Annotated in this window: 10 protein-coding genes; 7 read left to right on the top strand and 3 right to left on the bottom strand. The window is 56.1% G+C overall.

Annotation, left to right across the window (positions count from 1 at the left end):
* Positions 1 to 298: 298 nt before the first annotated feature.
* Both FRY97_RS07535 and FRY97_RS07530 read right to left on the bottom strand, forming a co-directional pair.
* Positions 299 to 4999, bottom strand: a complete 4701-nt coding sequence (locus FRY97_RS07535; protein WP_147166835.1) for a T9SS type B sorting domain-containing protein — start codon at positions 4997 to 4999, stop codon at positions 299 to 301.
* A 657-nt stretch (positions 5000 to 5656) separates the two neighbouring features.
* Complete coding sequence (locus tag FRY97_RS07530; protein WP_147166834.1) at positions 5657 to 7657, bottom strand: alpha-ketoacid dehydrogenase subunit alpha/beta; 2001 nt, start codon at positions 7655 to 7657, stop codon at positions 5657 to 5659.
* A gap of 185 nt (positions 7658 to 7842) precedes the next feature.
* Here FRY97_RS07530 and FRY97_RS07525 point away from each other — a divergent pair, with 185 nt between their 5' ends.
* The 7 genes from FRY97_RS07525 to FRY97_RS07500 all read left to right on the top strand — a co-directional run bounded on the left by FRY97_RS07525 (position 7843) and on the right by FRY97_RS07500 (position 20046).
* Positions 7843 to 8694, top strand: a complete 852-nt coding sequence (locus tag FRY97_RS07525; RefSeq protein ID WP_147166833.1) for a dienelactone hydrolase family protein — start codon at positions 7843 to 7845, stop codon at positions 8692 to 8694.
* A gap of 555 nt (positions 8695 to 9249) precedes the next feature.
* A complete protein-coding gene (locus tag FRY97_RS07520) occupies positions 9250 to 12639 on the top strand; it encodes a sensor histidine kinase (protein ID WP_147166832.1) in 3390 nt (1129 codons plus the stop codon).
* Positions 12636 to 13247 carry an HAD family hydrolase gene (locus FRY97_RS07515; RefSeq protein WP_147166831.1) on the top strand — a complete coding sequence of 204 codons (612 nt, stop codon included), beginning with the start codon at positions 12636 to 12638 and terminating at the stop codon, positions 13245 to 13247. Before FRY97_RS07520 ends, FRY97_RS07515 begins: the two co-directional genes overlap by 4 nt.
* A gap of 177 nt (positions 13248 to 13424) precedes the next feature.
* The gene (locus FRY97_RS23195) at positions 13425 to 13553 is read left to right on the top strand and encodes a hypothetical protein (protein ID WP_262712229.1); all 129 of its coding nucleotides are present in this window, start codon (positions 13425 to 13427) and stop codon (positions 13551 to 13553) included.
* A 74-nt stretch (positions 13554 to 13627) separates the two neighbouring features.
* A complete protein-coding gene (locus FRY97_RS07510; RefSeq protein ID WP_147166894.1) occupies positions 13628 to 16762 on the top strand; it encodes a WD40/YVTN/BNR-like repeat-containing protein in 3135 nt (1044 codons plus the stop codon).
* A 191-nt stretch (positions 16763 to 16953) separates the two neighbouring features.
* Positions 16954 to 18783: a cytochrome c oxidase subunit I gene (locus FRY97_RS07505; RefSeq protein ID WP_147166830.1), complete on the top strand. Its 1830-nt coding sequence runs from the start codon at positions 16954 to 16956 to the stop codon at positions 18781 to 18783.
* A gap of 378 nt (positions 18784 to 19161) precedes the next feature.
* Positions 19162 to 20046, top strand: coding sequence for a helix-turn-helix domain-containing protein (locus FRY97_RS07500; protein ID WP_147166829.1), 885 nt, complete (start codon positions 19162 to 19164; stop codon positions 20044 to 20046).
* Positions 20047 to 20115: 69 nt separating this feature from the next.
* Here the strand turns inward: FRY97_RS07500 and FRY97_RS07495 are convergent, their stop codons facing one another.
* Complete coding sequence (locus FRY97_RS07495) at positions 20116 to 20814, bottom strand: thioredoxin family protein (protein WP_246141623.1); 699 nt, start codon at positions 20812 to 20814, stop codon at positions 20116 to 20118.
* Positions 20815 to 20850 lie beyond the last annotated feature (36 nt).

The following is a 20850-nucleotide window of genomic DNA, read 5'->3' as shown; positions in this document are numbered from 1 at the left end:
CGGGCTTACACCCCTGCGCAGCGCTAGGCCAATGCCAGGCTAGAGCCCAAAAGCATCAACACCTGCGGTATTTTCGTTCACGCTCTTTTTCAGTCACCTAGTGCCTTAAGTCATAAATCTCTGATACTTAAGTTGAAGTTATTTGCCGGCTAATCAAGGCGAAGGTTCGCGACTTTAGCCCGAGCTAAAGGAGCGGTTCTTTAACGAAGAGTAGACGGAAAATAACGAAACTTGGGGTGTCAAGGATTTATGGCTTGAGGCACTAGCTAAGCTCCTGAAGGCCCGGCGCATCATGTGTCTATTTCAAAATCGAGACGTCCCCACGGTACGTCAAGCGCACACCGTCCAGGAATTCGACCTGAATGACGTAGACGAACACGCCCTTGTTCATGTCTTCGCCCCGGGCATCCCCCTCCCATAGGGGCAAACCGCCAGAGCAGAACTGCCCGCTGCGCACATCTATCCCGCTGCGCTGAAACACCTGATTGCCCCAACGGTCATAAATGCTCACGTTGTTGATGGCTGTCACGCCTGTGCAAGGGTACACGCGGAACTCATCGTTGATACCATCCCCATTCGGAGAGAACGCATTAGGGATGTAGATATTCCTATTGGCATCCAGCTCGACGAAGATGCTGCCGAAAGCGGTACAGCCATTCTCATCTACCACCTGAAGGGTATACTCCAAAGATTCCAGCGGGAAGACTATAGGTGCCTCCACTGTATCCGAGGATAGATAATCAGCTGGTGTCCAAATGAAAGAGTCAATAACAATGCCTACCGGTGTGATGATAGGCTGTAGCCGGGTGGTGCTGTCGCCCAGCTCCACCTCAATGAAAGACTCTGGGAAGGTCACCAGTATTTCTTCCGGCTGATCGATATCTACAAAGTAGACCGCAGAACAGCCATTAGGGTCAAAAATCTCCACGGTATGCTCGCCATCACCGAAGATGTCTGCCGGGATGTCGGGCGGCAGCAGTACGCCGTTGCCGTCCACCATATACCGATAATCATCAAGGACAGTACCTACCCCACCGAAGACCGTATCAATGAAGACCAAGGTGGTCGCGTCAAAGCAAAGGGGGTCTTCCGGGTCTGGGATAACAGCCATGATCTCGGGTGGAGAGGTCAGTGTGACAGATACCGAATCCCGACAGCCGCGCACATCTGTGATCGTGATGCCGTACGTCCCCGCTGCCAAGCCATTGGCAAAGCCGGTGCTTGGGGAGCCTGCACCGGGCGGCACATTGGCGGAGAAGGTAAAGGGATTGGCCCCTACCGGGTTGATGTTGTCGTTAAAATTGTAAGTGACCGCCACCTGCCCATCTTCGAGCCCAAAGCAAGATACGTCTTGTGTGTTGTTGGGGTCAATGCTCAGCACCAGTGGGTCCGGCTCGGTGATCTCTACCAGCTGATCTTGCTCGCAGCCATTGGCGTCGGTCACAACGATGGTGTAAAGCCCGGAAGCCAGCCCGCTCACCGCTGCCGTATCTTCGCCCAAATCAGGCCAAGAGAAAGTGAACAGCCCGGTGCCGCCGGATGGCATAGCCAGTGCCGTACCGTCCTCTTCGCCTGCACAACTAACATTGCTTACATCTACATTAATTTCAATAGGATCGGGGCTTGGGATAAAGACCTCGGCTGTAGCCACACAGCCGTTTTGGTCGGTCACTACAACGGTTTGTGAGTCGCGGCACAGCTGTACAGCGGTAGCGGACATGACATCGAGCGTTACCTCGCCGCTTTCCCAACTGAAGTTGAACAGGCCAGTTGTCCCGTCTTCGTAGATTGCAGCTGCAGTAGCCTGCCCATCGCACACCCCTTCGAAGCAGCTTACCTGCTGAACATCACTGAAGGCAATGTCTATATCTGCCGGGTCTTCCAACACGACTGAGGCGACAGCCGGCGCACAGCCGTTCGCATCGGTGACGGTCAGGTTGTATGTGCCAGCTGCCAAGCCAGGATAGAGCACGGTAGCCAGGGTATCGTTTTCGGGGGTATTGCCCCAAATGTACTGATAAGGCGCAGTGCCACCGCTGGCAAAGACGGCGAGGCTGCCATTGGATTGTCCTACGCAAAGCGGCAAGTTGCTGTTGACACTGTCGATAGCAAGGGGCGCAGGCTCAAGGACAAAAGCGGTGTCAGAAAAAACGCAGCCATCGGCAGAAGTGATGGTAACGATATATTGGCCCGCTGCGAGCCCATTAATCGTCGGGCCCGTTGCGTTATTGCTCCAGGCATAACCACTGATCGGCGCGCCGCCGGGTGCAGGCACTGCATTGATGGTAAGGCTCCCGTTGGCATCCCCATTGCATGCCAGGGTGTCATTCTCGAAAGAGACAATGGTCGGGGGTGTAGGCGCTGTCACTGCAAAAGTATCGATCAATTCGCAGTTGTTGCCATCCGTCACGGTCAGGAAGAACACCCCTTCGCTCAGCATAGTAAGGGAAGAATCTGTCGACATATTGGACCAGTTGTACTGATAAGGGGCTGTGCCGCCGTTGGCCGCTACCGCTATCGCCCCGTCGTTGCCCACCTGGCAGCTCTCATTTTGGAGGTTCGTCAGACCGACCAGCAGGGAGTCCGGCTGCCCGATGTCGAAAGTATCGACTGCAAAGCAGCCAAGGGGGTCCATATCCGTGATGGTGAGCGCATATTGGCCGGCCCCGAGGTTTTGGATGAGCGGGGTATTGAATGTCTGTGCGCCGTCTACCTCCTCCCAGCTGTAGGTAAACGCTCCAAAAGGCGCCTGCCCCTGGCTCGACCCGTTGACCTGAATGAAGGCATCAGAGAGGCTGTTGCAGGAGACGTGGCTCGAATCTACCAAGTTGATGAGCAAGGTTTTATCTGGTGTGATATTATACGTTGCGGTGTCTGTACAGCCATTCGCATCCAATACGGCCAGCTGATAAGTGCCAGGGTTGATATCGGCCAGCTGAGCCGTAGCAGCCGTATCCGGAGGCAGCCCGAGCCCTACCCAAGTATAGATGTACTCGCCCCCAGCAAAAGTAGAGCCACCGGTAGCCATTGCGGAGATATCCCCATCTTCTGCCCCTAGGCAGGTTGGGCTATTGACCGTCAGGTTGGGATCGGGCGGCGTTTCGTTCTGCCCGGGCAACTCTAATACCGCTGGCCCGCCGAGGAAACCATTATCTGAATTCATGCATTCCCCATCCAAAGTAGTCACCGTAACAGCATAAGAGCCCGGGGCGATACCGGAAAGGACCTGACGGGTAGAATCAGCAATACTCCAAGTAAAGTTGTACAGCCCATCAGCGTTGTTGTTGGTCACCCCATTTTCAATGACCACAGCAATCAGAGCGCCATCGGCATCCCCTGCACAGGTAGGTGGCGTGAACACCTCTATGTTCACCCCAAGGTTGAGCCCCGCGCCTATCGTGATCGTATCAATGACGGTATTGGCTGGCACTTCGTTGTCGGTAATGGTCACTACATAATCATTGGGGCTCAGCCCATTGACGATAAGGCTGTCGCCAGCAGCCACTGTGCCCGTAGTGGGGGGATCGGTATCGTTGAGCTCGTTCCAGCTATACAAATAAGGAGCAGCACCTCCGCTTATCGCTACCGTAAAAGAACCATCATTGTCCCCGTCGCAAGTCTCATCTTCTGCAAAAGACTGTACAAGCAGCGCGTTGGGCGTCACAATAACGCTGCCGGGCTCTGTATCTACCGGCAAGTCCGATTGCCCTGTGCTCGCATTGCCCACCTGTATGATGGAAGGGTCATCGACAATGCTCACCCCAGCCTGATCCCCAATGTCGCCCAAGATTTCAAAGCAGACTTCAAACATCACCTCACCGTCAGCCAGAGAAATGGGGTCGCCCAAGAAGTTGAGCCAGCCCATTGTCAACCGGCCTGTATCCGTGACCGATGGAGAAGTGTTGAAGCTCCCGGTATCAAAGGAAGGCAAGTTGCCCGTGAGGTTGTCGACCCGCACAAAATCAAGCAAGGCCGGGTCCCAGGCCATAGAAAACTGCACATTGGTGAGGTCCACAAAGTTCTGTACCACAATCGGCACGCACACCGTATCGCCCGGAGGGCCGTTCACATCGCCTACGTCGAAAAGCACAGGCATATTGATGACCGTAGAAAAGGAACAGCTTTTGCCATCCTCAATAACGACCTCGTACTCCCCGTGGGCGGGCACCTCGTAGCGGAGGGTATCCCCATGCCCTGCATTGGGGGTAAGCACCGTGCCGGCCAGTGTGCCAGCTGCATTCTGAATACTCACAGTATAAGTGGCAGCAGGGTCAAACTCGGGCAGCCCCCCTTCCACGATGAGCGCGCCCTGCAGGCCAGGGCCAGCATTGGGCAGCTCTTCCGCCACCGTAATGGCTTCCAGATAAACGACGGAGAAGGCTTCATCTATAGCGACACTTACGCAGGGGCCGCCGTTCTCAAAGTACATATTCCCTGTACCTGCACCGTTGTCTACCGTTATTGGGGCAAACCAGAACTGTATCGGCTCGGGTATGCCGCCGTTGTAAGCAGATTGCAGGCTGCCGTTGTTGATCAGGTCGAGGTCTCCCTGCCCATTGATAGAGGGAGACACCCATATGCCGTTAATCTGAGAAAAATTCATGCCGTTCACCACAATAGGGGAAGTGGTATTGAGAGAAGGGTCTGCCAGTACCGCATCGAGGTCGGGGCCGTCCACGTTGGGCATATCGTCATAAAAAACGTATGCAATACCTGGAGCAGTGGCGTTGTTGGGGTCTCCATTTAAAACAAAATCCCCAGCATGATCAACCCGGAGGGTATCGCCCATACACAAATAGATGAGGTCAGGGTCGGTGTCGTTCGATTCGCCCACAAAAGGGCCAAAGCCGGCAATTGTCCCTGCATCAGCATTGGAGCAGGGCACGCGGTTCCATCCCGCAGGGGCATCCGTGATTTTAATATTGACAGGAGTTTGGGCACTTAGCCAGGAAACAGCGGCCAATAGAAGGAAGGCGGTGGGAAATACAGCTCTTATCATTGTTCTGAGTTGATGGTATGTCGTTTATGGGATTTGTTCTGCCGGCTGCGCAAAAGCCCCGGCGGCCTCTCAATACGCAGACCCCCTTCTAACTTAAACTGCTGCTTTGCAACATGGAAAAGCACAGATGGAGCTCGCACGAAAGGGGCAAAAATAGGCATCCAATACCGACTATTGTAATTTGCAGTGGCCTTTAATCGCATGCTACTGCCCCTTAAAGTGCAAAGAACGAAACGCCCAAAGGAAAAAGTGTAACCTTTGGGAAAAGAGTTGGCAGCCTTGGCGGGCCGCTGACAGAACCTTTACCGACGCAGCCCCTTTGCTTTGCCCCCAAAAGCAGATTGAGGGTATACCCAAATGCAGCAGGCGTTGATGCTTTTGGGCTCTAGCCTGGCATCGGCCTAGCGCTGCGGAGGGGGGTAAGCCCGACAGGGCCGAGCGGATAGCGAGCCCCGGAGCATAGCGGCACCTGCCCACAGGCAGGGGCAGGCCCAAAAAAACGACATTCGGTTGGCGCCCGGCAGATTTACAGGGGGATCGCCCAAACACAAAAACGCCCGGAGCCTTTGCCCCTTATGGGAACCTAGGCTCCGGGCGCATTACCCGTGCTCTGCAGCACTCGTTGGGCCGGCCCAAACCTACCCGCCCAAGACCGTCTTAATAAGCTGCTAAATGCTGCAGCTGCTCCCGCAGGCGCTGCTGAGGCATAAACTGGGCTTCCAACGCGCTCGAGAAAGGCACAGGGGTATCCAGCCCGCCCACTCTGACCACAGGGGCGTCCAGGTATTGGAAGGCATGCTCCGCCAGATAGGCCGACAGCTCGCCCCCAATGCCTCCGGTCAGGGTATCCTCATGCAGAATGAGGGCGCGGCTGGTCTTCTGTACAGAGGCCAGCACAGCTTCATAATCCAATGGGAGCAAGGTGCGAAGATCAACGATATCCGCATCTATACCCAGCTCTTCGCAAGCTTCCGCAGCCCAGTGCACGCCCATGCCATAAGTGATCACAGACAGCTCCGAACCCTCACGGGCCAGGCGGGCTTTGCCGATCGGAGCCGTGTAGTACCCCTCAGGTACTGCCCCTGAAAGCTTACGGTACAGCCCCTTGTGCTCAAAGAACAAAATAGGGTTGGGGTCTTCAAACGCGGCCAGCAGTAGCCCTTTGGCATCTTCCGGGGTGGAAGGGTAGAGCACCTTCAGCCCGGGGGTATGGAAAAACCAAGCTTCATTGCTCTGTGAGTGGTAGGGCCCGGCCCCTACGCCACCGCCAGCCGGCATGCGGATGACCACATCAGCATGCTGCCCCCAACGGTAGTGCAGCTTGGCCAGGTTGTTCACAATCTGATTGAAGCCGCAGGTCACGAAGTCCGCAAACTGCATCTCCACCATAGCTTTGTACCCCTTCAGGCTCAAGCCCAGGCCAATGCCAATGATGGCGCTTTCGCAAAGGGGCGTGTTGCGGACGCGGCTGCTGCCAAACTTGGCGGTGAACCCATCTGTTATTTTAAATACGCCTCCATAGTCTGCGATATCCTGCCCCATCAGTACCAGATTGGGGTGGGCCTCCATAGCCATTTCCAGCCCTTTGGACACCGCGTCTACAAAACGCAGCTCTACCGTTGGGCCAGAAGGGGGCTTGGCTTCCTGTTCGAAGGGGGCATACACATCGCTCAGCTCCTGCTCCAGGCTCACGTCAAGCGGCGGCAGGGCATAGGCTTCTTCCAGCCCTTGGTTGATGTCTTTCTTCATGGCTTTGCGCAAAGCAGAAACCTTGTCTTCTGAAAGGAGGCCCTCCCGCAGCAAGTAGCGCTCGAAATTCTCTAGCGGGTCGCGTTGTGCCCACTCCTCCATCAGGGATTTTGGCACATACTTGGTGCCGGAAGCCTCCTCGTGGCCCCTCATCCGGAACGTCTTGCATTCTACCAAAACAGGCTCAGGGCTGCTGCGCAGCTCCTCGGCCAAAGTTGAAAGGGTACGGTATACCTCCAGGATGTTGTTGCCATCGATGATGACCGAGCGCATGCCGTAGCCCTTAGCCCGGTCGGCCAGGTCTTCGCAACGGTACTGCTCCTGTGTAGGGGTAGACAGCCCATAGCCATTGTTCTCGATGATGAAAATAACGGGCAGCTGCCATACAGCTGCCGTATTCAGGGCTTCATGAAACTCGCCTTGGCTCGTCCCCCCTTCTCCGGTAAATGCCAGAGCGACTTTGCCCTCACCGCTCAGTTTGTGCGCCAGCCCTACACCGGCGGCCAGCGAGAGCTGTGGCCCAAGGTGAGAAATCATGCCTACGATATGGTAATCCATAGTGCCAAAATGGAAGGAGCGGTCGCGCCCTTTCGTAAAACCGGCGGCCTTGCCCTGCCATTGGGCGAACAGGCGGTAAAGCGGTATTTCCCGAGTAGTGAATACGCCCAGGTTGCGGTGCATGGTAAACAACAGCTCATCAGGATGCAGGGCAGATGCAGCCCCCACAGAGATCGCCTCCTGCCCAATGCCGGAAAACCACTTGCTGATTTTGCCCTGCCGCAGCAGGATCAGCATTTTCTCCTCGATCAGGCGGGGCAGCAAAAGGCGTTCGTACAACAGCAGGAGCGTTTCATCGTCCAGCCCCTGACGGTCAAATTGTAGCACGGGCTGCGTTACGTCGTTAGTCATGGTTGTTATCTGGTTATTTCCGGGCTTAAAGGTAAACAACGTTTGGGAAGCCTGCCACGCCTCGGCCCCAATCCCTCATAAATAACTTGCCACAAGGAAAAATCCGCTCATAGCCAGAACATTACCCCTGATCCCGCTCTTCCATAAGTGCAACTAAACTGAAAATCATAAAAACCCTTAGCCATATGCTTAAATGGACCTTACCCCTTGCCTTCTTGGGGCTGCTCAGCCTCGTAGCCTGCCAAAGCGGCGGCCAGGCAGCCGATAAAAGCCAAAGCTCAGCCGACACCACCGGGATAGAACAGTTTGCCGGCGACAAGCAGTTTCAGGAGGCGCACGAAATGCCGGGCAAAGCAGCCCCTTCCCATGAAGGGCAAATGATAGCTTTCCCGGCTCCAGACGGGCAAGACGGCAGGGCCTATGCGCTCATGCCAGAGAAAGCCTCCAACAAATACCTCCTCGTCATACACGAGTGGTGGGGGCTCAACGGCCACATCAAACAGGAAGCAGAGCGCTTTTTCGACGACTTGGAAGGGGTCAATGTCCTTGCCCTCGATCTCTACGATGGCCAGGTAGCTGATACCCGGGAAAAAGCCGGCGAACTGATGCAGGGCGTCAGCGAAGAGCGGGCCCGGGCTATCATACAGGGGGCACTCGACCAGGCTGGCCCCGATGCCCGCATTGCCACCATCGGATGGTGCTTCGGCGGAGGTTGGTCCCTAAAAGCAGCTATCATGGCTGAAGCCCGCGGGGAAGCTTGCGTCATGTACTACGGCATGCCCGTCACAGAAGCAGAGGCGATCGAACCGTTACAAGCCCCCATCTTGGGCATCTTTGCCCGTCAGGATGAGTGGATCACCCCTGAAGTCGCCCGTTCTTTCGAAAGCCTCGCCCGCGAAACCGGCAAAACGATGCAACTACAGTTGTACGATGCAGACCATGCTTTTGCCAACCCCAGCAGCCCACGCTATGTACAACAAGCTGCCCGGGAAGCCAACCAGGCTGCGCTAGCTTTTTTGCAGGCCAACCTCAAGTAAACCGCATCCGCCAGCTTGGCAGCTTGGCACTTTTGGGGCCTCCCCCCGCCTAAGGGCGCGGGGCGCTACGTTCCGGGGCTCGCTCATCGCTCGGCCCTCACGGGCTTGACACCCCTCCACATCGCTAGGCCAATGCCATCTTGAGGGCTCAGAGAGCGTGTTGGGAGTTTAAAATTTGGTCTGCACTTGCCGAATTTTGTGCTACGTTCGCCTCAAACTTAAAGTCCCAACACGCTCTTAGGCCAACACAGCTTGCGCGTCGGGGCAAGCCCACATCTTGACACTATGTTGCATGGTGCCAAAAGAGAAGGCACAGCCCCGAGCAAGCCCAAAGACCAGCTGCTAAAGCCCCCGCTGGGCGGAAAGGTGGCCACATCGCACCTCTTACCGAAAGCGGTTGGGGCTTGAGCACCACCACCTGACAGAGCGCCTCTGCTCAGCAGCAATCTCCCGATTGCCCTGCCTTGCCAGCCCTACGGCTTTGTGAAGCGTGTTTCTTTGTTTAGATTGCATGGCCATTAAGCGCCCCCCGCCACACGCAAGCTAAATAAACCATTGGACCACAAGCTGACATACCGTGGAAGAGAAGTGCCCCTCAGAGGGCTGGGCTTGTTCTTGGGGGTAGCACTATTTGCGCTATTGGCATGGGCACAGCAGCTCAATGCACCGGAAATAGCCTCCCGGCACCTACAGCAGCTGATACGCCATCATCAGCAGGCCGCAACACCCTGGCTGGCACAGCCGGCAGGGCAAGCCCCGGCCAATAGCCTGCGTTTTGTTTTCCAAGATGGCCACCTCGCTGAGTGGTCGGCAGCAGTGCCTTGGCCGCTATCGCCGGGCGCTACAGAAAAGATCATATCCCCTGCCCACGCGCCGCCCCAATATTGGCTCGCCCGAGCGGAAGGGCAGGACGTTCACGCCCTGGCCTTCCCCTTGCCCGGTTACGCCCATTATTCAGCCGTACCCACCCCATTTGCCCTACAAGGCGCGAATGGAGAACCCCTTGCCTACCTCTCCCCTTCCTCCCCCCTTCCTCCAGACTGGCAGCGTTGGATAGTGGCGCTCAGCCTGCTAAGCGGGTTGTGGTTGTTCATCTGGGCAGACCAAACCGCCCTATGGCTGAAGCGGTCAAAATGGGCCACATGCTTTGCCCCCGCTGTGCTTGCAGGGACAGCAGCCTTCTATCTGCTGCCCGTAGCCAACAACTTGCCTAGCCTGCCTTTTGTGCACGGCCTACTCAATACGCCCCTGGGGCCCGGCCGGCTGGCCCACCTGCCGTTGCTTGCTATACTCGCTTTATGGTGGCTCAGCCTGGCACAGCGGCTGGCCCCGGATGGGCTGCACCTCCCAACAAGCCATACCGTACGCCTCATGGGCAGCACCGGGCTCTACCTGAGCATTGCTATTGGCCTGCTATTCCTTGGCGGCCTTTTCCGGCTGCTCCTCCACAGCACCGCCCTGCCCTTCGATTTCAATAACGTCATGAGCTTGAGCCCGCTCGAACTCACCGCCCTGGGCAGTATGGCTTTGCTGCTGATCGCGCTACTGCTCTACAGCCTTTGGGCCGTAAGGGGCGTACACCGGATGCAGCTGGGGCGCAACGCCCGGCTGTCATCACTCATCGGTGCCATTGCACTGAGTGCGCCTTTTGCCTGGCTATTCCCAGGGCTGGGGCTACTGACCAGCCTGCTCATCTGTACTGCTTTCATTGCACTCATCGACCTTTTTGCAGAGCTTGATGCCGGAAGCCCCGCCTGGCTCATCCTGTGGCTCGCCCTCCTGTCGGCTTACGCAGCAGGGCTGCTGTTCAAAGCAGGGCTGGACAGAGGGAGCCAGGAAAGGGCAGCCTTTGCCCGTGCCATTGCAAGCCCCATAGATAGCTTAGCCGAACAAAGCCTCGCCCGGCTACAGGACACCCTGGAGCATCACACTTGGGAAGAAAACACCCTAAGCCATTTTTCCTACCTCAGCAAAAACTACAGCCCACGCCTGCTTTCTGGACAGGAGCAAGCCCTGATCTGGGGGGAGCCCCCCCACCCTGGCCCAAAGGGCATACTGCCCGCCAATAGCCAATACTTCACCTATGGGCTGAAGCTGGCCGGCACCGATACACTACTGGCCTTCCGGCCACGGCTGCAGCAGGAAAGGCGGGTGCTCCGCTCATTGATCCCCTCGGCCCCCGCCATGGCCAATGACTACCCGCTGAGCATCTACCTGGGCCCTACCCTGATTGCCCAACGGGGATACTTCCTGAAACCCTGGCTGGAGCAAGAGCTTTGGGCAGAGCCCGGGCAAACCCGGGAGACCATAAGCAGTCAGCGGGCCAACCTTTATTTCCATGCCGCCCGAGGCTACCGGGTAGTAGTAGGAGAAAACTTGGGCGGTTACCTCAAGCCGCTATCGTTATTCTCTTATCTGTTTGCGCTGCTCACACTGCTGTCCCTTCTCCTTTTTGGAGCAGGGCAAATCGTGGAATGGCTGCCCGCAACCCCGAGCAGCCTGCTGCTGGGCGCCCCTTCCCTCCGGCACCGGATACAACTGGCTGTCATAGGGCTCATCTTACTGGCCTTCCTGCTGATCGCAGCGGTGACCGTCGCCTCTCTCCAACAATCCTCCCTTGAATACCAACAGGAACAGCTCCTCAACAAGGTAGACGTTTTGCTGCGGGACCTCCAAGCATCAGGTGCTGACTTGCGCGATGGGCAGGTGCTGCAAAAGTTTGCCGATGTGCATCAGTCAGACCTGAGCACCTTTGCGCCAAGCGGCCACATGCTGGCAACAGCCAACCCTTCCCTTTTGGAAGAAGGCCTGCAAAGCCCACTGCTCAACCCTCAAGCCCTCGAAGCGTTCCGGCTGCAGGGTTTCAAACCGGCTGTCCTGAGCGAACAAGCGGGGCCAATTGCCTTTTTGGCAGCATACGTCCCCATACGGCAACAGGGGGCACAGCTCGACTACTTTTTGCAGGTGCCTTTTGCCGCTGCCACACGCAATTTGCAGCGCAGTGTACTAGATTTCCTCAGCAATCTGCTGAACCTGTATGTCTTCCTGCTGCTGATTGCCGGTGCCCTAGCAATACTGGTCGCCAATTCTATTACCAGCCCGCTCAACCGAATTGGGGAAAAGCTGAGGAGCTTCAGGCTCGGCGCCCACGAGCCACTCGAATGGGACAAAAATGATGAGATCGGCCGGTTGGTAGCCGCCTACAACACCATGAGCCGCCAATTGGAAGAAAGTGCCGAACGGCTCAAAAAATCAGAACGGGAAGGGGCTTGGCGAGAAATGGCCAAGCAGGTTGCCCATGAAATCAAAAACCCGTTGACCCCCATGAAACTCAGCATCCAATACCTTCAACATGCGCAAAAAGCAGACCCGGAACGGGCAGCCGCCTTGATCGGCCGGGTAGCTGAGACCCTCATTGAGCAAATCGACGGGCTGGCACGGATTGCCACAGAATTTTCCAATTTCGCTAAAATGCCGCAAGCCCAGCCCGAGCATTTTGACCTCAACGAGCTCGCAGCGCGGGCTTTTCAGCTTTACCATGAGCACGAAGCGCCAGAAGCCCGCATGGAGCTGATCATCCCCGAACGCGCAACGCCCGTTTTCGCAGACCGTGGCCACTTGCAGCGCGTCTTGAACAACCTCATTAAGAATGCGCTGCAGGCTATCCCCGATGATAGGGATGGCCTTATTGTACTACGCTTGGAAACAACAGCAGGCCAAGCCGTTATCGCAGTATCAGACAACGGCGCCGGCATACCTGAAGAAATTCAGGCCAAGGTGTTCCAGCCCAACTTCACGACCAAATCCTCTGGCATGGGGCTGGGGCTGGCCATGTGCCAAAACATGGTACAAGCTGCAGGGGGCGACATTTCGTTTACCACTTCTCCCGGAGAAGGGACCACCTTCCGGGTCACTATACCTCTCGAAAACCAGACAACGACATGAGCGATATCAATACCATTATATTTGACCTCGGGGGCGTCCTGATAGACTGGGACCCCCGCTACCTATATCGGAAGTTGTTTGCGGATGCCTCCGAAATGGAGTACTTCTTAGCACACATCTGTACGCCAGACTGGAACGAGCAGCAGGATGCTGGCTATCCGACTGCCAGAGCTACTGCAGAAAAAGTTGCTGCATTCCCTGAATATGCAGAAGCCATTCAGGCATTTTACGGGCGTTGGGAGGAAATGCTGAACGGCCCAATAGAAGGCACGGTACGCCTGCTAGACCAACTTGCACGGCAGCACACTTTCCGGCTGTTGGCGCTGACAAACTGGAGCCATGAGACTTGGCCGGTAGCCCTCGACCGCTATGACTTCCTCAGCTATTTTGAGGGCATCCTCGTATCTGGCCAAGAGAAGCTCAGGAAGCCAGACCCTGCTTTTTACCAGCTCTTGTTCCGGCGCTACGAAATAGACCCCGCTCGGGCTTTTTTCATCGATGACAACCTTCGGAACGTGGAGGCAGGCAGGCGCTTAGGGCTGAAGAGCCACCACTTCCATTCCCCCAGCCTATTGGCCGAAGACCTACAGCAACTTGGTGTCCTGTAGGCTGCCAACCCATCACCCATGCTACACCCCTGATAACCAATTGGTTTTACAATTTGGGCTCCGGCAGTGAAATAATCCGGCCATTATTGTATCTTTAAACCGCTAACCCCCCGTAAGCATAATAAGACGCTTAATGGCCCCCGACCCTCCGGGCCCTATTCAAACAAACATACTGGCATGGCTGCCAAACGGAGCCTTCTCCTTCCTCGCCATGCCCCGAACAACACAGGCTATGCTTCTGCTGACAGCCCCATTCAGCCCAACGATGGCTGGGCGGGCAGGCTCTGCATCAGCCAGAAAACCTAAATACGGTGAGAAGACTACACGCAAAACAGCTCGCCCATACCCCCCAAGGATTGTTCAACCTCCAATCTACAGGTATGAAGAAACAGCTTATGTTATGGGCAGCACTCTTGCTCCTGGCCCCTTGCCTTTCCGCACAGCCAGGCACTTTCGTTGAGGATGGCCTGCTAGAGGGATTGTCCTGGCGCAATATCGGCCCCCACCGCGGCGGCCGTTGTGTAGCAATTGCCGGCATACCGGGAGCTCCTTATCATTTTTATATGGGCACAACCGGGGGCGGGATCTGGGAAACCAGAGATGGCGGTATAACCTGGAACAATATATCCGACGGGTTCCTTAACCGGGGCTCTATCGGGGCTATCGCTGTCGCCCCTTCTGACCCAAACATCATTTATGCAGGCACTGGCGAACACCCCGTGCGGGGCGTAATGACAAGCGCTGGTGACGGTGTGTACCGGTCTGACGATGGGGGCAAAACCTGGCAGCACCTGGGGCTAAAAGGCTCTCGGCATATTGCAGATATTCAAATCCACCCCCAAAATCCAGACCAGGTGTGGGTAGCGGTGCAAGGAGCAGTGCACGGGCCCTCGGAAATGCGGGGCATCTACTACTCTGCAAATGGGGGGCTTACCTGGCAGCAGACCCTCTTCGTCAATGAGACCACCGGGGCTTCCAGCCTGAGCCTGGACCGGCACAACCCACGTATCTTGTACGCTGGGCTTTGGGATCATCAGCGCAGCCCCTGGCAAATACGTAGTGGAGGGCCGGGCTCCGGGCTTTACCGCTCTACCGATGGGGGCCTCAACTGGGAAGTCCTCGACAATGGGCTGCCTACAGCCATGGGCAAAACCGGTATTGCCGTTTCTCCTGCTGATCCGGCACGGGTGTATGCCATCATTGAGGCAGAGAAAGGCGGGCTCTACCGCTCCGACGATCAGGGCGAATCTTGGACCCTAATCAATAGCGACCGGGTGGGCATCGCCCGGGCTTGGTACTACACAGAAATAGTAGCCGACCCTGCCGACCCCGAGACGGTGTACGTGCTCAACGCGCCTTTGCTCAAATCGACGGATGGGGGCAAAACACTGACGCCCATCCCCAACCCTCATACCGATCAGCATGCCCTTTGGGTCAACCCGGAGCAGCCCCATATCCTCGCCTTGGCCAATGATGGCGGAGCCACCCTCTCTTACAACGGGGGCATAAGCTGGTCTGCTCAGGATAATCAGCCCACCGCTCAGCTGTACCGCCTGGCCTTAGACAATCAGTTCCCGTACCGCATCTATGCCGGGCAACAGGACAACAGCACCCTCTCGATACCAAGCCGGACACAGGGGGCGGGCATCAGCAGTAAAGACTGGTATCCTGTAGCTGGAGGCGAAAGCGCGTTTATTGCGCTTGACCCCAACAAGCCAGGCCTAGTATACGGCGGCAGCTACCTGGGCAACCTCTCCGTTTATGACCATCAGACTGGGCAGGAGACGGACATCATGGCCTACCCTGTGCTCGGGCTGGCCCAATCGCCCCGGGAAGCCCGCTACCGCTTCAATTGGAACGCCCCTTTGATTATGCCTTTATGGGAGCCCGGCGTGCTTTACCATGGGGCGAACAAAGTATTGCGCAGCGAGGACGGCGGGGTATCTTGGGAAGAAATCAGCCCCGACCTTACCCGCAACAACACCAAACAGCAAGGGCCGGGCGGTATACCTTATACCAACGAAGGGGCCGGAGGGGAAGCCTATCATACCCTGAGCTACTTAGCGGCCTCACCCCGGGAGCAAGGGGTCATCTGGGCTGGGGCCGACGACGGGCTCGTGCACCTCAGCCAAGACGGCGGGGCGACCTGGCAGGAAGTCACCCCTCCTGCTTTCAAAGAACAGGAGGCCCTCATCAATTGTATCGAGCCTTCGCCCCACCGGCCAGGTAGCGCCTTCCTTGCCGTGACCCGCTACAAATTCGACGATTTCGAGCCCTTGGCTTATGTCACGGAGGACTATGGGAAGACTTGGTCCCGGATTACCACCGGTATAAGGGGGGAGGACTTTGTACGCACCGTAAGGGAGGACCCTGTGCGGGAAGGGCTGTTGTATGCAGGCACGGAGCAAGGGCTCTATCTTTCTTTTGACCGTGGCCAACGTTGGCTGCCTTTTCAGCTCAACCTCCCACGCTGCCCAATTACTGACCTGGCCGTGAAGGGCAGCGACCTCATAGCGGCTACCTCGGGCCGGTCTATTTGGATACTCGATGGGCTGGAGCCCCTGCGCCAGCTCGATACCCAGAGCCAGCAGCAGGCTTTTCTGTTTGATCCCGCGCCTACGGTACGATACTTGGCTGCCTCCTCTGGCAAGGCTATACCCGGCTTGGGGCAAAACCCAGCCAATGGTATGCAAATTGGCTACTTCCTGCCCGACAACCTAGACAGTGCCAAACTGACCCTTGAAATCCGAGATGATAAAGGCCAGCTCGTCCGGTCTTACAGCAATCAAAAAACGGCTGCCAAACCCTACCCTGGCGGCCCTCCTCCAAAGGCTTCGCTGACTGCCAACAAGGGGCTGAATATTTTTTATTGGGACCTGAGGCACGAGCCCCTGCCTGGGGTGCCTGATGCCTTCATCCTAGGCAACTATGCCGGCTACCTTGCAGCCCCGGGCAGCTATACGCTGACCCTGACTACCCCCTATGGCGTACTGACAGCCGGGGCAGAAATCGTGACCGACCCCCGTCTGAACGCCAGTTATGGGGATTACGAAAAGCAGCAGGCTTTTCTGAAAAGGGCCACTGCGCTGGCCCTAGAAACCCAAGAAGCAGTAGCGGAGGTGCGCGGCGTAGCCGGGCAGCTCAAACGCATACTGGAAAACCTGAAGTCGGCGAAGGGGCCTGAGGAGCTGATCGCCACGGGAGAAGCCCTCCTGCTTGAGCTCACTACCTGGGAGACCAATATTGTACAGCCCAGGCAAGAGACCTTTCAAGACGTCATCAACTACCCCAACCGCTTGGCTGCTGAGCTGATGAACCTAAAGGGAAGGTTCGACACCCCTGCCCCCTCCGTTACGCTTGGCGCTCAGCAGCGGCTGCTAGATCTGGAGGAAGCCTGGTCTACCTACGCAACGGAAAAGGAAGTCATTCTACAACAGCAAGCCCAAGCTTTCAACAAGCTCTACGCAGCACATCAGCTGCCTGCAATTCTGCTGCCGGGCGCAGATGAACGGTAAGTTTTGCCCGGCGGTTTTCCAGGCCTGCTTCTAAAAAGTGCAATACCTTACCGGAAAAGGGCAAAGCACAACCTGTTGAGATTGGTTTAATTTGCATCAAACAATTGAAATATGTTCGTATTTCAATTCAATTGAAAGCACTCCTTTACAGTGCTTTACTATCGCAACAACCAAGACCAATCGCAAAAGCCATGGATCCACAAACCCACAACCCGCCTGCTGCCGGGCTGGCGGCAGCACCTGATGCACACGAACACAGCGGTGATAAGTACCAAAGCACCTTCATCACCAAATATATTTTCAGCCAAGACCACAAGATGATCGCCAGGCAGTACCTCATCACGGGCATTGTCTGGGCAGTCATCGGAGCACTGATGTCAGTCATTTTCCGGTTGCAGCTGGGCTTCCCCGAGGAGGATTACGCTTGGCTGCGCCCCATCTTGGGGAAATGGATTATCGTCAACAGCGACGGTATAGGGTCTATCGCACCAGACTTTTACTATGCCATGGTGACGCTGCACGGCACCATTATGATTTTTTTCGTTCTGACGGGCAGCCTGAGCGGTACATTCAGCAACCTGCTCATCCCTTTGCAGGTAGGGGCAAGAGATATGGCATCGCCTTTTATGAATATGCTCTCCTATTGGCTCTTCCTGCTCTCCACTTTGGTTATGGGCGCTTCCCTTTTTGTGAGCACTGGCGGTTTTGGAGGCGGCTGGACCCACTACCCTCCCCTGAGCGCACTGCCGCAGGCCATGAGCGGCTCAGGCGCAGGCATGACCCTCTGGATTGTGAGCATTATGCTTTTCATCGCCTCCGTGCTGTTGGGCGGTATCAATTATATAGCGACTATCCTCAACATGCGCACTAAGGGCATGAGCCTGTGGCGTATGCCGCTGACCACCTGGTCTTTTTTCGTGACCGCTATCATCGGGCTGCTATCTTTTCCGGTCCTACTGGCAGCGTTGGCCTTACTGACCTTCGACCGCAGTATGGGCACGAGCTTTTTCCTGAGCGAGATATTCATTGGCGGGCAGCCGCTAGACCATATTGGGGGCAGTGCCATTCTATATCAGCACCTGTTCTGGTTTTTGGGGCACCCAGAGGTCTACATCGTCATACTTCCTGCCATGGGCATCGTCTCTGAAGTGCTGGCTGTGCATTCCCGTAAGCCCATTTTTGGGTATAAAGCCATGGTGTACTCCATAATGTCTATTGGCTTTTTGTCATTTCTCGTTTGGGCCCACCACATGTTCATGTCAGGCATGAACCCATTTATTGGCAACTTTTTTGTTGTGGCCACCCTTATCATCGCCGTGCCCTCGGCCGTGAAAGTGTTCAACTGGATCGCGACCCTCTTCCAGGGGAAAATCAGCTTCACCACGCCCATGCTTTTCTCCATCGGGTTTGTATCCATGTTCATCTCCGGCGGGCTGACGGGCATTTTCCTGGGCAACTCTGCCATAGACATACAGCTGCACGACACCTACTTTGTGGTCGCTCACTTCCACATCATCATGGGGGTAGCCGCATTCTTTGGCACCTTCGCTGGCGTCTACCACTGGTTCCCAAAAATGTTTGGCCGGTTCATGAACGAGACGCTGGGCAAGATCCACTTCTGGGGCACCATGATCGGCGCTTACATCATTTTTTGGCCCATGCACTATCTGGGGATGGCCGGGGTGCCCCGCCGCTACTACCGGTTTGACTCTTTCCAGGCATTTGGCCAATTTGACTCCATCAACCAGCTCATTACGATAGCCACCATCATCACTTTTGGGCTGCAGGTCCTATTCATCCTCAACTTCTTCTTCAGCATCTGGAAAGGCCGGAAGGTAACAAGCCTCAACCCCTGGAAAGCCAATACGCTGGAATGGACGACGCCCATCACTCCCGGCCACGGCAACTGGGAAGGCCCTATCCCGGAAGTACACCGCTGGGCATATGACTACAGTACGAAGGGAGCTATAGAAGATTACGTGCCTCAACACCACCCTGTAGAAAGGCAGGGGGCTCACTAACGCGCGATCATTTGGGCATGAACCCAAATGTCGCAGGCATCTATGCTCTTCGGGGTTTAGCCTGGCATTGGCCTAGCGCTGCGAAGGGGTGACAAGCCCGACAGGGCCGAGCGGATAGCGAGCCCCGTAGCATAGCGGCACCTGCCCTCGGGCAGGGGCAGGCCCCAAAAAAAACGGCAACCTGGTTTGCGCCCGATTATTTTTTTCATAACCATCTGCGTATAGACAGTGTCAGGCAAGGCATAAGGTTCGATCACCGATTTCAACATCAGCAATTTCCTGATAACTGCAGGCTGCCAGTCAACATACTGGCAGCTTTTTTTGTATCATTTCCAACCTGTGGGCATCCGCCCGGTCATCGTAAAAGCCATAAGCAGATTGGAACCGAAAAGCTACAATATAGAAGAGTTGCGGTGTAATGCCTTCGCGCGCGCCGGCAAACATTTCGACCTGGTCAGGCATGAAGACTTTATGGCACAGACCCACGGCTTTGCCTTTCCCCACCGCCACAATTACTATATGCTGCTGCTTGTCACCAAGGGGCAAGGTAGGCAGCTAATCGACTTTGAGTCGTACGAGGTAAGGCCGCAGCGCTTTTTCCTGATGTCCCCCGGCATGATACACGCATGGGAAGAGGACCAGGGGCTAAAGGGGTACGTGCTTTTTTTCACCGCTGACTTCTTCACCCAACGGTACAACCTCAACAAGCTATTTGACTTCCCCTTTTTCAGCTCCAGTTACGAGCAGCCCTACGTAGACCTGTGCCCAGATCAGCACGCGCCTATGGTAGCGCTTTTTGAGCAAATGCTCGGGGTATACGAAGCTAGCCGGCCAGGCATGTTGAGCATGCTGCGCTCCTACCTCAACATCCTCCTCATCCGTGCACAACAGGCCTACCCGGAAAAATACGCCGGGCAGCAGGAAGCGGCTCCGCGCAACTTGCTTCAGCAGTTTGAGCAATTGGTAGACCGCCACTACCACGAAAAGCGGATGGTCAAAGATTATGCACAGCTTTTGCACGTCACCCCCAACTACCTCAACGCCATTTGCCGGGAAAAGACCGGGCAGTCGGCCGGGCAGCTCATCCGCTACCGCGTTATGCTCGAAGCAAAGCGGATGCTCGCCCACGAGAGCAAGACGGTGGGGGAGATCGGGCACGACCTCAACTTCAAGGATACCGCCTACTTCTGCCGTTTTTTCAAAAAGTACGAATCGGCTACCCCTGAACAATTCCGCAAATCACTATTTGACGGGCGGGCATAAGAAAGCCGGCTGCTGCACAAAAGGCACAACAACCGGCTTTCCTGGCAGGGCTTGCGCCTTAAAGCCAGATTATACCGTCTTGATAGAACAGCCGACTGCTTTGGTCTCTACCGGCGCAGGGGTTTGCCCGTTCTGCAGGGCTTCGATCGCATTTTCCAAGAATTTCTCTTCTACGGCTTCTGCATCCCGCACGCTGTCATCGATAGCACCGTGGTACTTCACGTACTTATCCGCATCGAGCAGGAACACCTCAGGCGTCCGGGTAGCCCCGTAAGCAGGGTAGACTTTCTGCCCTTCATCGAAGAGGTAGAGGAAGGGGTAGCCCATTTCCTTTGCCCTTTCTTGCATCGCCTCAAAGCTGTCGCCAGGCTGTGCAGCAGGGTCATTGGGCTGAATAGCCACCACGGGATAGCCCTGTGGAGCATACTTGTTGTGCAGGTCGATGATGCGCTGCTCGCTCGCTACAGCGTAGGGGCAGGTATTGCAGGTGAAAATCACGATATAGCCCTTGGGCTTTTCTCCATTGCCATCCATGATGTTATCGAGGCTATAGCTGTTGCCATCTGTCCCCTTAAGGTTAAAGTTGGGGGCAGGCTCACCGATGGCTACCCCTTCAGCGCGCTGGGCTACGGTTTTTGCCGGCGCCTTCGCTTCTTCGGTTGCAGGGGCGGATGCTGCAGCGGTGCCTTCAGCCTCAGAGGCAGGGCTGCCACAGGCGGCCATGGCCAAAGCGAGGGCTGCGGCCGGAATGAGATGTCGGAATTTCATAAGCAGTTGGATTATGGTATTGGTTGTTGATAAATA

Source organism: Phaeodactylibacter luteus, from assembly GCF_007993045.1.
Lineage (GTDB): Bacteria > Bacteroidota > Bacteroidia > Chitinophagales > Saprospiraceae > Phaeodactylibacter > Phaeodactylibacter luteus.
This window is presented reverse-complemented; position numbering and strand designations above follow the sequence as displayed.

Bases quoted from the DNA above. Each gene is read 5' to 3' on its own strand.
- FRY97_RS07515 (WP_147166831.1), top strand. From the start codon at position 12,636: ATGAGCGATATCAATACCATTATATTTGACCTCGGGGGCGTCCTGATA.
- FRY97_RS07525 (WP_147166833.1), top strand. From the start codon at position 7,843: ATGCTTAAATGGACCTTACCCCTTGCCTTCTTGGGGCTGCTCAGCCTC.
- FRY97_RS23195 (WP_262712229.1), top strand. From the start codon at position 13,425: ATGGCTGCCAAACGGAGCCTTCTCCTTCCTCGCCATGCCCCGAACAAC.
- FRY97_RS07505 (WP_147166830.1), top strand. From the start codon at position 16,954: ATGGATCCACAAACCCACAACCCGCCTGCTGCCGGGCTGGCGGCAGCA.
- FRY97_RS07535 (WP_147166835.1), bottom strand. From the start codon at position 4,999: ATGATAAGAGCTGTATTTCCCACCGCCTTCCTTCTATTGGCCGCTGTT.
- FRY97_RS07530 (WP_147166834.1), bottom strand. From the start codon at position 7,657: ATGACTAACGACGTAACGCAGCCCGTGCTACAATTTGACCGTCAGGGG.
- FRY97_RS07510 (WP_147166894.1), top strand. From the start codon at position 13,628: ATGAAGAAACAGCTTATGTTATGGGCAGCACTCTTGCTCCTGGCCCCT.
- FRY97_RS07495 (WP_246141623.1), bottom strand. From the start codon at position 20,814: ATGAAATTCCGACATCTCATTCCGGCCGCAGCCCTCGCTTTGGCCATG.